Origin of the sequence: Flavobacterium panici, from assembly GCF_903819335.1 — a bacterium.
In the GTDB taxonomy this organism is placed as follows: domain Bacteria; phylum Bacteroidota; class Bacteroidia; order Flavobacteriales; family Flavobacteriaceae; genus Flavobacterium; species Flavobacterium panici.
In genome coordinates, this window is sequence record NZ_CAIJDE010000055.1 from 39,798 (window position 1) to 52,855 (window position 13,058).

A 13,058-nucleotide genomic window follows, 5' to 3' on the forward strand; every position below is an offset into this window, starting at 1 on the left:
GTTTCGTTTAAAGTTTTTGTATATTTGTTAAACAAAAATGACAAAAACTATTGCAATTATAGGTTCGGGCTTTTCTTCGTTAGCCGCTTCATGTTACTTGGCAAAGCAAGGTAACAAGGTGACTATTTACGAAAAAAACTCAACGATAGGCGGTCGCGCAAGACAATTCAAAAAAGAGGGTTTTACATTTGATATGGGTCCAAGCTGGTATTGGATGCCTGATGTTTTTGAACGTTTTTTTAATGACTTCAATAAAAAACCATCAGATTATTACGAGCTTATAAAGCTAAATCCTGCCTATCGCGTTTATTTTGGAATAAATGATTTTATCAGCATTTATGATAATTTAGAAGAGATTAAAGCCACATTTGAAGAAATTGAAAAAGGAAGCGGCAGCCAGCTGGAAATCTTTATTAATCAAGCCAAAAGTAATTATGATATTGCCATAAAAGATTTGGTTTATCGTCCCGGAGTTTCTCCACTTGAATTAATTACAAAGGAAACAGCATTAAAGCTCAATCAGTTTTTTAGCAATGTCAGCTCAGATATACGCAGGAAATTTAAAAATGAAAGGCTGATTCAAATTCTCGAATTTCCCGTTTTATTCCTCGGCGCAAAGCCAACTAAAACGCCTTCATTTTACAATTTTATGAATTATGCCGATTTTGGACTCGGAACCTGGCATCCTAAAACCGGGATGTTTGATGTTATTCGAGGAATAGAAAAATTAGCTGTAGAACTTGGTGTTACCATCCAAACAAATTCTCCTATTGAAAAAATAATAGTTAAAAATAAAATCGCAGCAGGAATTGTTATTAATGGCGAAATTATACAAGCCGATATTATTTTAAGTGGTGCCGATTATCAGCATACCGAAACTTTACTGGAAAAAAAATATCAGGTTTATTCTCAAAAATACTGGGAAAGCCGAATTTTTGCACCCTCTTCTCTCCTGTTTTTTGTGGGTTTCAATAAGAAAATTGAAAATATTTCGCATCATGCCTTATTTTTTGATGTCGATTTTAATCAACATGCAGCTGATATTTATGACAATCCAAAATGGCCGGAAGCTCCATTATTTTATGCCAACTTCCCGTCTAAAACAGATCTGACCGCAGCTCCTGACGGAATGGAAACGGGATTTTTCTTAATTCCGCTTGCGCCGGGAATTGAAGATAACGAAACACTAAGAGAAGCATATTTCGAAAAGATAATTACTCGTTTTGAGCTACTTACACAACAAGAAATCAGAAATAACATTATATTTAAGGAATCATTTTGTAAAAACGATTTTGAAGCAGATTACAATGCTTTTAAAGGAAATGCTTACGGAATGGCTAATACATTATTGCAAACTGCATTTTTGCGCCCAAAACTAAAAAGCAAAAAAGTACGTAACTTATATTTCACAGGACAATTGACCGTTCCCGGCCCTGGTGTTCCGCCTGCATTAATTTCAGGAAAACTAGCCGCTGAATTAATTCAAAAATCTTTAAGATCTTAAAAAATGAAATCATTATTCGACGCCGTTTCTTTTAAATGCAGCAAACTAGTTACCAAAAACTATAGTTCCTCTTTTTCACTTGCTGTAAAAATGCTGTCACCAAGCATTCGCGATGCTATATACAGCATTTATGGATTTGTTCGTTTTGCAGACGAAATTGTAGATTCTTTTCATGATTATGATAAAGAAGCCCTGATTGACGATTTTGAAAAAGAATATTATAAAGCAATGGAATTAGGAATCAGCCTAAATCCTATTTTAAATTCTTTTCAGCATACGGTGAAAGAATATAATATTACTGATGATCTGGTTCAGGCTTTTTTAAAAAGCATGAAACTCGACCTTGTAAAATCAACTTATAACACACAAGCCGAATATGCGGATTATATTTACGGTTCTGCAGATGTTGTGGGTTTAATGTGTTTAAAGGTTTTTGTATCAGGAAAAGAACATAAATATCAACAATTAAAAAGCGAAGCCATGCGATTAGGATCGGCCTTTCAGAAAGTGAATTTTTTGAGAGATTTAAAAGATGACAATACCATCTTAAACCGAACTTATTTCCCTGGCGTTAACCTCAACAATTTCAACGAAGATTCAAAAGCGCAGATCATTAAAGAAATTGAAGAAGATTTTCACATTGCTTATCAGGGAATTGTAAAATTGCCAATCGAAGCCAAATTTGGCGTTTATACGGCATATGTTTATTACAGCAAATTGCTTAAAAAACTAAAAAACACACCGTCCCATGAAATTGGAAATTCAAGAATCAGAGTTTCAAATTATACAAAAGCCGGACTTTTAGCGCAGTCGTTTGTGACTTATAAACTGAAATTAGTTTAGTTTATATTAAACGAACGGTTTGTCATCCTGAGCGAAGTCGAAGGAACGCGAGAAGCTCTACAAAGATTGTTACTTTAGATTGCGGAGCTGCTTACGGTCCTTCGACTTCGCTCAGGATGACAAAAATGAGAGAACTCACAATAACAAAAAAATAATCTTTAGAGTCAATCTTTTATAAACTAAAGCTAAACTCAAACGATTTTAAATCATAATTTTAATAACAACATTTATAAAATGATTTCTTTTTTAATCTTTTTAGGCGTTTTTCTGTTTATGGAATGTGTGACCTGGCTTACGCACAAATATGTAATGCACGGCTTTATGTGGTATTTTCACGCTGACCATCATCAGCCAAAATACGAGCATACTTTTGAGCGCAACGACATTTTCTTTGTCATTTTTGCTATCCCAAGTATTCTCCTATTTTATTTTGGAGTTCAGGGCGGGTTCAATTATTTGTTTTTCATTGCCTGCGGCGTTACGCTTTACGGAGCCTGTTACTTTTTAATTCACGATGTATTGATTCATCAGCGTTTTAAATGGTTTAAAAACACCAAAAACAAATACCTCATTGGGCTTCGAAAGGCACATAAAATACATCACAAACACCTAAATAAAGAAAAAGGAGAATGTTTCGGAATGTTGTTTGTACCCTTAAAATATTATAAAATGTAGCTTATTTGGGTGTTCCAAATGAAACATTTGTAACCATTGATTTAGTTAGAAGATGAAATTATACAAGATAGCAACCGTACAATATGTAAACGCCAAGGTCGAAGACTGCTGGGATTTTTTCTCAAGTCCAAAAAACCTGCAGACTATTACACTCGACAATATGAATTTTGAAATCAAGGATTTTGACGAAAAGCGAATGTATCACGGACAAATTATAACTTATACTTTGCGACCGCTTTTAGGAATCAAAATTTCGTGGGTTACAGAAATCACAGCCTGCAAAGAAAACAACTATTTTATCGATGTTCAGCGTTTTGGCCCTTATAAATTATGGCACCACAAACACTTTTTTGAACGAACTGCTGACGGAGGAACCAAAATGACAGACGTTGTTCATTACGCGCTGCCACTGGGAATTTTAGGGAGAATTATGAATTGGTTGGTGGTGAAGAATAAATTAAAAACCATTTTTGATTTCCGTTATAATAAAATCGAAGAATTGTTTAATTCAAAATCACAGCCAAAGATTATACAGATAAATGCCGAGCAAAAAAGTATTTAAGCATTTTCTCTATTTGACACATAATAAAGTCGCATAATTTTTAATCTCGCAAAGACGCTAAGTCGCAAAGTTTTGTTGCAAAAACTTAAAAAGAAATACTTGGCGACTTTGCGTCTTTGCGAGCAAATTTCGGCAGTAAAGAAAAAAACTTAAAAAATTAGTCGAGCGAAAACATATAAAATGACAAAACAAAAAGTTTCCTTTTTCTGGTTTAGACGTGATTTACGTTTAGAAGACAATACCGGATTATTTCATGCTTTACAATCCAGTTTTCCTGTAATTCCATTATTTATTTTTGATGATGATATTCTGGATAATCTTCCAAAAAACGATGCACGAGTAAGTTTCATTTACGATTCACTTCAAAAAATAAATACCGAATTAAACACTTTTAAATCTTCGGTTTTAATCAAAAAAGGAAAAACAAAAGACGTTTGGAAATCACTTCTGGAAGAATTTGATATTCAAAACGTATTTTTCAATAAAGATTATGAGCCTTTTGCGATCCAGCGTGATACTGCAATTTGTTCTTTATTAAAAGAAAATAATATTGAATGTCTTTCTTTTAAAGATCATGTTATTTTCGAAGAAAAAGAAATCACAAAAGCCGACGGACTTCCGTACACGGTTTATACTCCTTATAAAAATAAATGGCTTGAAAAATATCATTTATCAGGATCAGCTCCAGAATATGATTCCACTTCATTTCAATCTAATTTTGCAAAAAATCAATTTCCATTTCCTGAATTAGCAGCAATTGGTTTTGAAAGAAGTTCTATAAAAGTTCAGCCTCACAACTTAACACAAATTGCCAATTATAAGGAAACAAGGGATTTTCCCGCTCTTGACAGTACATCTTATCTTTCGCCGCATTTACGTTTCGGAACCGTAAGTATTCGGAAATTAGTAAACTGGGCAAACAAAAAAAATCAGACTTTTTTAAGCGAATTGATTTGGAGAGAATTCTTTATTCAAATTCTGTTCAGCTTTCCTAATTGTGTGAATAATAATTTCAAATCAGCTTACGACGGAATTCAATGGCGAAATAATGAAGAAGATTTTAAACGCTGGTGTTCCGGAACAACGGGATATCCAATGGTCGATGCGGGAATGCGTCAACTCAACGAAACGGGTTACATGCACAATCGCGTTCGTATGGTTGTGGCCAGTTTTTTATGCAAACATTTATTGATTAACTGGCAGTGGGGCGAAGCTTATTTTGCCGAAAAATTACTGGATTTTGAACTGGCTTCAAACGTAGGAAACTGGCAATGGGCCGCAGGAACAGGTTGTGATGCTGCCCCGTATTTCAGAGTTTTTAATCCTGAAATCCAACAAAAGAAATTTGACGAAAAAGGCCAATACATTCGCAAATGGATTCCTGAGTTTGATTTTGGATATAATGAACCTATGGTTGATCATGCCTTTGCGAGGGATCGCGCGATTGCGACTTATAAGAAGGGGATCATTAAATAAAATTCCAAATTTTTTAAATTCCAAATTCCAATTATACACAATCTTGTCATCCTGACAAATTAAACAAAAAAAACCTTTGTCAAAGTTTAAAACTTTGACAAAGGCGTATATCTATAAATTGGAATTTGGAATTTAAAAAATTTGGAATTTCCCAACTTAATACTTCAAATAATTCTCCACAACAATTTTCGCTTTCAAATCGAACATTAAATTATAAAGTCCGAAGAAAGTACGGTTCATGTAAATAAAGTGTTTAGAACCACGATTTCCGTTCATTTTTTTCAAATTTGTATCTTCAGAAAAACGTTTGCCTAATTCAGCAATCGCATTAAAGAAAGTTTCATCGGAAAAATCGAAAGTCTCATTTTGAAAAGGTTTGGTAAAAAGTGATAATAAATCATGAAACATATCGGTGAAATATTCTACTTCTGCCGGAGTGTCGTCTGGACGAAGGATTTCTAATTCGAATAATTTTTTATTAAAAAGCTTCTCGTCTGTAATCACATTTTTATTGATTAATTCGAAATATGGTGTATAAAACTCTTCAGGTATTTGTTTCATACAGCCAAAATCTAGAGCGATTAACTGGTTTTCATCATTAACTAAAAAATTTCCCGGATGCGGATCTGCGTGCACTTTTCGCAAAACATGAATTTGGTACATATAAAAGTCCCAAAGCGCCTGCCCTACTTTATCGCCAACTACCTGATCTGTATTTTTAGCTGTAAACTCAGAAAGATGAATTCCCGTCATCCAATCCATTGTAATGATTTTCTCTGATGAAAATTCAGGATAGTAATTTGGAAAAATGATGTTTTCAATTTTATTACAAGCTTCTACAACTTCCTGACTTTGCTTTAATTCTAACAAATAGTTCGTTTCTTCAATAAGTTTGTCTTCAACTTCTTTAAAATATTTGTCTGAATCTTTTCCCTGCAGATTAAACATTCTGATTGCAATAGGTTTTACCAAAGCTAAATCAGAAGAAATACTATTGGCAACACCCGGATATTGAATTTTAACGGCCAGTTTTTTATCGTTTTTCTTAGCCAGATGAACCTGACCAATACTTGCTGCATTTACGGAATTTGCATTAAACTCATCAAAAATTTCATAAGGCGTTTTACCAAAATTAGTCTTGAAAGTTTTTAAAACCAAAGGTGCAGAAAGCGGCGGAACTGAAAATTGTGACAAAGAGAATTTCTCCACATAAGCCTGAGGCAAAAAGTTTTTGTCCATGCTTAACATCTGCGCTACTTTCAAGGCACTTCCTTTTAAGCTTTTAAGTCCGTCGTAAATATCTTCGGCGTTATTTTCGTTAAGTTTATCGCGGCTTAAATCCGGATTTACTACTTTTTCAGCATAATGCTTTATATAATTTACTCCTATTTTAGCTCCGGTCTGAACTAGTTTTCCAGCTCTTTCTATTTTTGAAGTTGGAATATAATCGATTGTTTTCATTGCTTGCTGTATATTTTTTCTTTGAATAGAAATTTTCCAAAATCTATTAAATGATTCATTGGTGCAACATTCATTAATTCAAATGATGCATTAACTGATTTTTCGATAAAGATGTCTGTTTTTTCAAAAGCAGCAGATTCATCTTCCATCCAGAATTTAATCGTCAGCATTAATTGTAACCATGCCGATTCCTGAATGGCTTTTTCCTGATATTTCTGCAGTTTTTCTAATTCTAATCTATAATCATCAGTCAGAATTTCTGAAACATATTCTTTGAAACTATTTCTAAGCGTAGTTAACTGAACCAGATTTTTAAGCGGATTTCTATCAATTTTAAGCGATTGTAAAACGTAACTTCTGTTTGCGGTTAAAATTTCGAAGAAGGTAAAATAGAAACTCAGCATTTTATTCTTCATGTCATATTCCTGATATTCTTCGTTTTTGTGAAGTAAGTTAACCGTGTTTTCAAAAAACAATCGGAATATTTCTTTTTCTAAACCTTCTAATGTTCCAAAAAAGGAATAAAATTCCGCTTCGGTAAAATCATTTTCTTTCGCAAAATGATAAACTGATTTTGGTTTTTGGCCTTTTTCTAAAACTTCATCCATGTATTTTGAAACGATATCATCTTTGGTAATTACCTTTTTTTTAGTCGTCATTTTATTTAAAATTTAGAATTTGCCATAAAGGTAAACATTGTTTAAGTACCTTTACTAATGATTAAACGGCAAGCACTGTTAAATATATTATAAACTATTATGGCTCAAAATGTTCTATTAACCGGAGGAAGCGGATTCATTGGAAAACATCTAACAAATGTTCTTATTCAAGCTGGATATTCTGTGTCTGTTTTGAGCCGTTCCCATAAAAAAAATACAACTGAAATCACGTATTATAAATGGGATTTGAACAAAAATTATATTGATGAAAATGCCGTTCTCAATGCTGATTTCGTAATTCACCTTGCCGGTGAAGGAATCGTTGAAAAAAGATGGACAGAAAAAAGAAAAAAAGCAATTCTGGAAAGCCGCATAAAACCAATTGATTTGATTTTTTCGGTTTTAGAAAAAAACAATAAAAAGCTTAATGCTTTTATTTCGGCTTCGGGAGTGGGAATTTATGGCGCTGTTACCAGTCATAAAATTTGTACTGAAGAAACGCCTGCTGCCAATGACTTTTTAGGCACAACCTGCCAAATTTGGGAAAATGCAGCTGATAAAATCGGAGCATTAGGCATTCGAACTGTAAAAATCAGAACTGCAATTGTATTGGGAAAAGATGAAGGTTTTTTGAAAAAAGTCAATCCTAATTTTAAAGCTGGTTTTGGTGCTGTTTTAGGATCAGGAAAACAATATTTACCCTGGATTCATATCGAAGATTTATCTCAGATTTATTGCAAAGCAGTTTCAAATGACCAAATGCATGGCCCGTATAATGCGGCTGTGACAGATAACACTACAAATTCAAGGTTTTCTAAAATATTGGCTTCATTATACGGATATACAATCTGGCTGCCTAAAATCCCTCCTTTTATTCTTAAAATTGTTTTAGGAGAAATGAGCGAAGCGGTCCTTACCGGACAAAGGGTTTCATCAGAAAAAATACAAAAAACCGGATTTGAATTTCAGTTTACTGATTTAGAAAAAGCGCTTATAGCAAGTATTCATTAAAATCATTTCAAAGTTAGATACTTCATATCTTCACTTTTTACAACTCCAAGTAAATTTGTATTGGCCGTTTTTGAAATTTTGCTGGCAACCACACTCGGTATTTCTATATTAAAATCTGAAACTGAAATTGGATAATTACACGAAATCTGTATTCCGTCCGGAACTCTTTTTATTAAGGCTTTCATTTCAATGATTTTCGATTTTCCGTGCAGGTAAAGTTTTCCTTTTACGTCATATTCCTTTTCAATTTCATCAACGTTTTTCAAGTCAAATTTTTGAACTTTTCCTTTAAAAACTGATTTTGGATAACGATGGCTTTCAATATAATTTTCATTAAAATGTTCTTGCATTAAATCCATTTTAAAACGAAAATCTTTGATTACAACAGTACAGATTAAAGTACTTGTTTCAGGTTCGAGAATAATAGTTCCGAGTTTATTTACTGCTTTTACTTCTTCAAAAAAAGGAACAGAAGCTTCAAAATTTACAACTGCCGTAGTGGTTTTAAATTTGTCTTGGGCAAGTAATGAAAATGCAGTAAAAAATAAAATAAGTAATGTAGTTCTTTTCATAATCGTCATCAATTAAACAATTATGTCATTCTATTTCTAAGAAGAATTTTACAAGTTCAAAAATAGAACGGCAGTACTCCGTGAAAAAATTCGTAACCTAATGTTTATACTTAAAGTTACGAAATTTCAAGATGCGGAGTTCTTGAACTAGTGCTAAATATTTGTGAATATTTTGGTGTACGAAATGGTGGATATAAAATGTGAAATGTAATTTGTTTGAGGTGAAATCAAATGTCCCTACGGGACAAATATTGGGGTCGGAAATTTTATTTTTTCTACCGATGAGATATCTCTACGAGATATTTTTTTTGACAGCGAAATAATAAATGTCGTATAGTCCCTACGGGACAAAACGAGATGGAAATTTTGATTTTTCTACCGATATGTAATCTCTCCGAGATATTCTTTTGTGAATATTCTATTTGAACAAAATTCGTTTTTGAAAATTTTAATTTTTTCTACCGATATGTAATTCCTAACGGAATATCTCGTAGAGATTACATATCGGTAGCAAAAAAAAATAACGAATGACCCAAATGTCACGTAGGGACTATACCGCTATTATTAATGACATTTTATCCATGCATTGGCGTACAAATCTCCAATAAAAAACCATCTGTATCTCTAACATACGCTACAACTTGTCCCCACCGTTTTTTCTTTGGTTCTGTAACTAAAACGGCTCCAAACGAAGTTGCTTTTTGAACAAGATCGCCAACATCTTCTGTAATAAAACCTAATTCTATTGCAAAAGGTTTGTCTTCTAAACTGCTTTCTATAAAACCTTCGCTTAAATTATGCGATGCCAACTTTTTTGATGCAAACGAAATGGTGGTTTCGCCCGTATTTAATTCTCCATAATCATTATCCGGGCTTATAAATTTTCTTGCGAACCCGAATACATTTTCATAAAACTCTATTGATTTTTCTACGTCTTCAACGTATAAAATTGTATATCCAAACTTTATCATGATTTCTTTATTTAATGAATGATTAATAAAAATGAGATATCCCTACGGGACAAAATGTGTTGGTACATATCTTTTTCGTCTACCAACGAGATATTATATTACTAATATAATCATTGAATGAAAAAATTACAACTAAATACGAAAGAAATATCTCAGAGAGATATCTGATCGGTAGAAAAATTTAGCTGATTTCTAAGAGCACATTGTATTTATCTAGGCTTGCTAAGTCTTCGATTGAGTTAATATTGGCAACTTTTTCGTGTTCTTCTACTTCTTTTCGAACCTCGATATGTTTGATTGCTTTTCTAAAACGTCGCACTTCATCTAAATTTGATAAAATTAATCCCGGAACAGGAACACTTTTACCTTCTTTATCTTTGGCAACCATTGTAAAATAAGAGGAATTACAATGTTTGATTACTCCGGTTTGGATATTTTCTGCTTCAACACGAATGCCCACAATCATCGAACTTCTTCCCACATAATTTACAGAGGCTTTCATGGTTACTAATTCTCCAACTTCTATTGGTTTAAGAAAGTTTACGGTATCAACAGAAGCCGTTACGCAATAGTTACCGCTAAATTTTGACGCCGAAGCAAATGCAATCTGATCTAAAAGCTGTAAAATATAGCCCCCGTGAATTTTACCGCTAAAATTAGTATGCGACGGAAGCATTAATTCTGAAATGCTGATTTTTGAGGAAGAAACGGGTTTAAAATCTGTAGTCATGTTTTTTGTTTTTGGAATATTTGGTATTTTATTTTAATTCAATAATTCGGTTTCATCCGTATTTAAAGCTCTGTTGATAATATTTTCAGGAAGTGATTTCTTGGCTTTTGCACCCATTTTTTTCAATCTTTCTACACTCGAAATCAAATTTCCTTTGCCGTCAACAAGCTTATTCATGGCGTTTTCGTATTCAGTTTTAGTGTCTTTTATTTTATTTCCAATTCTAACTAAATCGGTAACAAAACCTTCAAATTTATCGTATAAAGCTCCGGCTTGTCGGGCAATTTCAAAAGCATTTTCCTGTTGTTTTTGATTTGCCCACATACTATCTATCGTGCGCAGCGTTGCTAATAATGTACTTGGTGTAACAATTACAATATTTCTGTCGAAAGCTTTATTATATAACGTAGAATCCTCGTTGAGCGCAATCGCAAAAGCGGGTTCTATCGGGATAAAAAGCAAAACAAAATCCGGGCTTTCTATTTGATATAAATCATGATAGTTTTTATTTCCGAGTTGCTCAACGTGGCGTTTAATAGATGAAACATGTTCTCTAAGCCAGTCTGCTTTTAGTAAATCAGATTCTTCGTTTACCCATTTTTCATAAGCAACAAGAGAAACTTTAGAATCGACAATCATTTTCTTACCATCCGGAAGATAGATGACAACATCTGGAAAAACACGGTTTCCTTCGGCATTTACAAAACTTTGCTGTACTTCATATTCTCTTCCTTTTTCTAAACCAGATTTTTCGAGAACACGTTCTAAAACAAGTTCACCCCAGTTTCCCTGCATTTTGCTGTCCCCTTTTAACGCTTTCGTTAAGTTTAGGGTTTCTTTGCTCATTTGAGCGTTCATTTCGCTTAAACCAATAATCTGCTGGCGCAATGCTGCGTGATAATCAATACTTTCTTTATGGGTTTGATCTACTTTTTGTTCAAATACATGAATTTTATCCTGAAGTGGCAGCAGGATATTTTTCATGTTTTCGCTATTCTGTTCTGTAAATTTTGCCGATTTTTCTTCGAGAATTTTGTTCGCCAGATTTTCAAATTCTTTGGTGAATTTTTCCTGAAGTTCGTTTATTTCACTTTTCTGCTCTTTATGGCGTTCCCAAAGATTCTCAAAATCAACTTCTTTTTTAGAAAGCTGAATGGCCAGACTGTCTTTTTCTGTTCGGATACTTTCTTTTTCAGAATTAATTAAATGAAGTTGCTTCTGAAAATTATTTCTTTCTGTTTCAAACTGCTCTTTCTGTAATTGAAGCTGATTTGCATTTGCAGTAAGTCTTTCTTCTAAACTTACTTTTTCTGCCTGAAATTTAGCAGAAAACAACATTTTTCCTAAGTATATCCCCAGAAACAAAGCAATTACAAAAGCCAATAAAAGTGGAAGAAATTCTAACATATCTAAGTTAATTTTAAGTAAAAGTACGCAATAATACGTAGTTCGTGTTTTTAAAAATTAAAATATCACGAATTAGTATGGGGTCTAAATTAAACAAACAATCTAAATAAGATTTACGGAAATCCTTTAAAAAAATAATTTTTCACGCAACCATTTTAAAGCTGCTCCATCTACATTATATAACCTATTAAAAAATAATCATGAAAAAATTAATGTTGAGCTTATTTATCGCTTTTGGATTTAGCGCCTGCTCTCTTAGTAATGACGACCTGAATGTTGACTGTGGAACTAATGTAGATTTACCTTTTTCGGGCTTCCCTGTTTTATGTAATTATAGTGTAAAAACTTTACCTAATAATCCAAGTGCCCTTATTATAACTTCGCAGGAAAAAATGGACGCTTATTTTACAAAACATGCCAATACCTGTACAGTTGCAAGCGATCCAAACATTAATTTTAGTGATAACTATATGATTGCACTTTTTGCAGGAGTAAAACCTACAAATGGTTACGCCATAAAAATTACTTCTATTGTACAAAATAACTGCGAAATCATTGTTAATTTCTACGAAAAAGGACCTCAAACGGGAGAAACTTTAACGCAGACTCCAACTTACCCGACAGATTTCATTTTGATCCCTAAAACAGCAAAAGCAATTTTGTTTAACAGAACTAACGAAAGTCCTGACAATATCGTAATTGGAAGTTTTGGAACTACAAATGACTTTTTTCAGATCAATGACTACAATATTTTAAAATTCCTTGGTGTAACTACCGGAAACTACGAGTTTGAGCAATATAAATACAATGCTAAAACGGTAAGAAGTGAATATACTACATTGTCAAAAACTATCCCTACAGAAATTACAGCAATTAAAGGCCAGACAAAAACCTATGGTACACCAGGTGCTCAGGGCGGCGTTTATTTTGAGCTTCGTCAGGGAATTACAGTAACTAAAATTACTATTGACAATAATGATACTCCGGATATGAGCAGTGAAATAAAAGCTTTCAGAATGGCACTTAAGGCAAAAATCAACAGCTTAAAATAATACTCATTAAGTAACATCTGTATCTTTTATTATCCAATAGAAGATACAGATATACTTGATAATCAAAAACTAACACAAAATACCACTAGTTCTAACTATTTACAAAATGTAGTTTTGTAAGCTTTTAAGAACTAT

At 33.0% G+C, this 13,058-nt stretch carries 13 protein-coding genes; 7 read left to right on the top strand and 6 right to left on the bottom strand.

The genetic code is table 11. The features are described 5' to 3' along the window. Positions 1–37: 37 nt before the first annotated feature. The 5 genes from FLAPXU55_RS17750 (at position 38) to FLAPXU55_RS17770 (ending at position 5,060) form a co-directional block, all read left to right on the top strand. Entirely contained in the window at positions 38–1,504 is a 1,467-nt protein-coding gene (locus FLAPXU55_RS17750; RefSeq protein WP_180859848.1) for a phytoene desaturase family protein, read from the top strand. A gap of 3 nt (positions 1,505–1,507) precedes the next feature. Continuing rightward, the gene (locus FLAPXU55_RS17755; RefSeq protein ID WP_053474293.1) at positions 1,508–2,347 is read left to right on the top strand and encodes a phytoene/squalene synthase family protein; all 840 of its coding nucleotides are present in this window, start codon (positions 1,508–1,510) and stop codon (positions 2,345–2,347) included. A 234-nt stretch (positions 2,348–2,581) separates the two neighbouring features. Further along, positions 2,582–3,022, top strand: coding sequence for a sterol desaturase family protein (locus FLAPXU55_RS17760; RefSeq protein WP_180859856.1), 441 nt, complete (start codon positions 2,582–2,584; stop codon positions 3,020–3,022). 52 nt (positions 3,023–3,074) lie between these two features. Then, on the top strand, positions 3,075–3,584 hold the full coding sequence (locus FLAPXU55_RS17765; protein WP_053474295.1) for an SRPBCC family protein: 510 nt from the start codon (positions 3,075–3,077) through the stop codon (positions 3,582–3,584). Positions 3,585–3,764: 180 nt separating this feature from the next. Next, positions 3,765–5,060 carry a cryptochrome/photolyase family protein gene (locus FLAPXU55_RS17770; RefSeq protein ID WP_180859857.1) on the top strand — a complete coding sequence of 432 codons (1,296 nt, stop codon included), beginning with the start codon at positions 3,765–3,767 and terminating at the stop codon, positions 5,058–5,060. 156 nt (positions 5,061–5,216) lie between these two features. Here FLAPXU55_RS17770 and FLAPXU55_RS17775 read toward each other — a convergent pair whose 3' ends face one another. Together FLAPXU55_RS17775 and FLAPXU55_RS17780 are read right to left on the bottom strand one after the other, a co-directional pair. Next, on the bottom strand, positions 5,217–6,521 hold the full coding sequence (locus tag FLAPXU55_RS17775; protein WP_180859858.1) for an ABC1 kinase family protein: 1,305 nt from the start codon (positions 6,519–6,521) through the stop codon (positions 5,217–5,219). Then, positions 6,518–7,180 (bottom strand): TetR family transcriptional regulator C-terminal domain-containing protein, encoded by a 663-nt coding sequence (locus FLAPXU55_RS17780; protein ID WP_180859859.1) that lies wholly within the window; start codon positions 7,178–7,180, stop codon positions 6,518–6,520. Before FLAPXU55_RS17780 ends, FLAPXU55_RS17775 begins: the two co-directional genes overlap by 4 nt. Before the next feature lie 99 nt (positions 7,181–7,279). Here FLAPXU55_RS17780 and FLAPXU55_RS17785 point away from each other — a divergent pair, with 99 nt between their 5' ends. After that, positions 7,280–8,191: a TIGR01777 family oxidoreductase gene (locus FLAPXU55_RS17785; protein ID WP_180859860.1), complete on the top strand. Its 912-nt coding sequence runs from the start codon at positions 7,280–7,282 to the stop codon at positions 8,189–8,191. A gap of 2 nt (positions 8,192–8,193) precedes the next feature. On the opposite strand, the gene FLAPXU55_RS17790 is transcribed toward FLAPXU55_RS17785, so the two are convergent. The 4 genes from FLAPXU55_RS17790 to rmuC form a co-directional block, all read right to left on the bottom strand. Next, entirely contained in the window at positions 8,194–8,763 is a 570-nt protein-coding gene (locus tag FLAPXU55_RS17790; protein WP_053474300.1) for a YceI family protein, read from the bottom strand. Between the two features lie 575 nt (positions 8,764–9,338). Continuing rightward, positions 9,339–9,734, bottom strand: a complete 396-nt coding sequence (locus tag FLAPXU55_RS17795) for a VOC family protein (protein WP_180859861.1) — start codon at positions 9,732–9,734, stop codon at positions 9,339–9,341. Between the two features lie 181 nt (positions 9,735–9,915). Then, positions 9,916–10,464, bottom strand: a complete 549-nt coding sequence (locus FLAPXU55_RS17800) for an acyl-CoA thioesterase (protein WP_053474302.1) — start codon at positions 10,462–10,464, stop codon at positions 9,916–9,918. A gap of 33 nt (positions 10,465–10,497) precedes the next feature. Further along, positions 10,498–11,871 carry a DNA recombination protein RmuC gene (gene rmuC, locus FLAPXU55_RS17805; protein ID WP_180859863.1) on the bottom strand — a complete coding sequence of 458 codons (1,374 nt, stop codon included), beginning with the start codon at positions 11,869–11,871 and terminating at the stop codon, positions 10,498–10,500. 200 nt (positions 11,872–12,071) lie between these two features. On the opposite strand from rmuC, the gene FLAPXU55_RS17810 reads away from it, so the two are divergent. Continuing rightward, a complete protein-coding gene (locus FLAPXU55_RS17810) occupies positions 12,072–12,923 on the top strand; it encodes a protease complex subunit PrcB family protein (protein ID WP_053474304.1) in 852 nt (283 codons plus the stop codon). Positions 12,924–13,058: the final 135 nt, after the last annotated feature.

What these genes read in the sequence shown, in the direction of transcription:
- FLAPXU55_RS17750 (WP_180859848.1), top strand. Translation starts at nt 38, where the DNA reads ATGACAAAAACTATTGCAATTATAGGTTCGGGCTTTTCTTCGTTAGCC.
- FLAPXU55_RS17755 (WP_053474293.1), top strand. Translation starts at nt 1,508, where the DNA reads ATGAAATCATTATTCGACGCCGTTTCTTTTAAATGCAGCAAACTAGTT.
- FLAPXU55_RS17760 (WP_180859856.1), top strand. Translation starts at nt 2,582, where the DNA reads ATGATTTCTTTTTTAATCTTTTTAGGCGTTTTTCTGTTTATGGAATGT.
- FLAPXU55_RS17765 (WP_053474295.1), top strand. Translation starts at nt 3,075, where the DNA reads ATGAAATTATACAAGATAGCAACCGTACAATATGTAAACGCCAAGGTC.
- FLAPXU55_RS17770 (WP_180859857.1), top strand. Translation starts at nt 3,765, where the DNA reads ATGACAAAACAAAAAGTTTCCTTTTTCTGGTTTAGACGTGATTTACGT.
- FLAPXU55_RS17775 (WP_180859858.1), bottom strand. Translation starts at nt 6,521, where the DNA reads ATGAAAACAATCGATTATATTCCAACTTCAAAAATAGAAAGAGCTGGA.
- FLAPXU55_RS17780 (WP_180859859.1), bottom strand. Translation starts at nt 7,180, where the DNA reads ATGACGACTAAAAAAAAGGTAATTACCAAAGATGATATCGTTTCAAAA.
- FLAPXU55_RS17785 (WP_180859860.1), top strand. Translation starts at nt 7,280, where the DNA reads ATGGCTCAAAATGTTCTATTAACCGGAGGAAGCGGATTCATTGGAAAA.
- FLAPXU55_RS17790 (WP_053474300.1), bottom strand. Translation starts at nt 8,763, where the DNA reads ATGAAAAGAACTACATTACTTATTTTATTTTTTACTGCATTTTCATTA.
- FLAPXU55_RS17795 (WP_180859861.1), bottom strand. Translation starts at nt 9,734, where the DNA reads ATGATAAAGTTTGGATATACAATTTTATACGTTGAAGACGTAGAAAAA.
- FLAPXU55_RS17800 (WP_053474302.1), bottom strand. Translation starts at nt 10,464, where the DNA reads ATGACTACAGATTTTAAACCCGTTTCTTCCTCAAAAATCAGCATTTCA.
- rmuC (WP_180859863.1), bottom strand. Translation starts at nt 11,871, where the DNA reads ATGTTAGAATTTCTTCCACTTTTATTGGCTTTTGTAATTGCTTTGTTT.
- FLAPXU55_RS17810 (WP_053474304.1), top strand. Translation starts at nt 12,072, where the DNA reads ATGAAAAAATTAATGTTGAGCTTATTTATCGCTTTTGGATTTAGCGCC.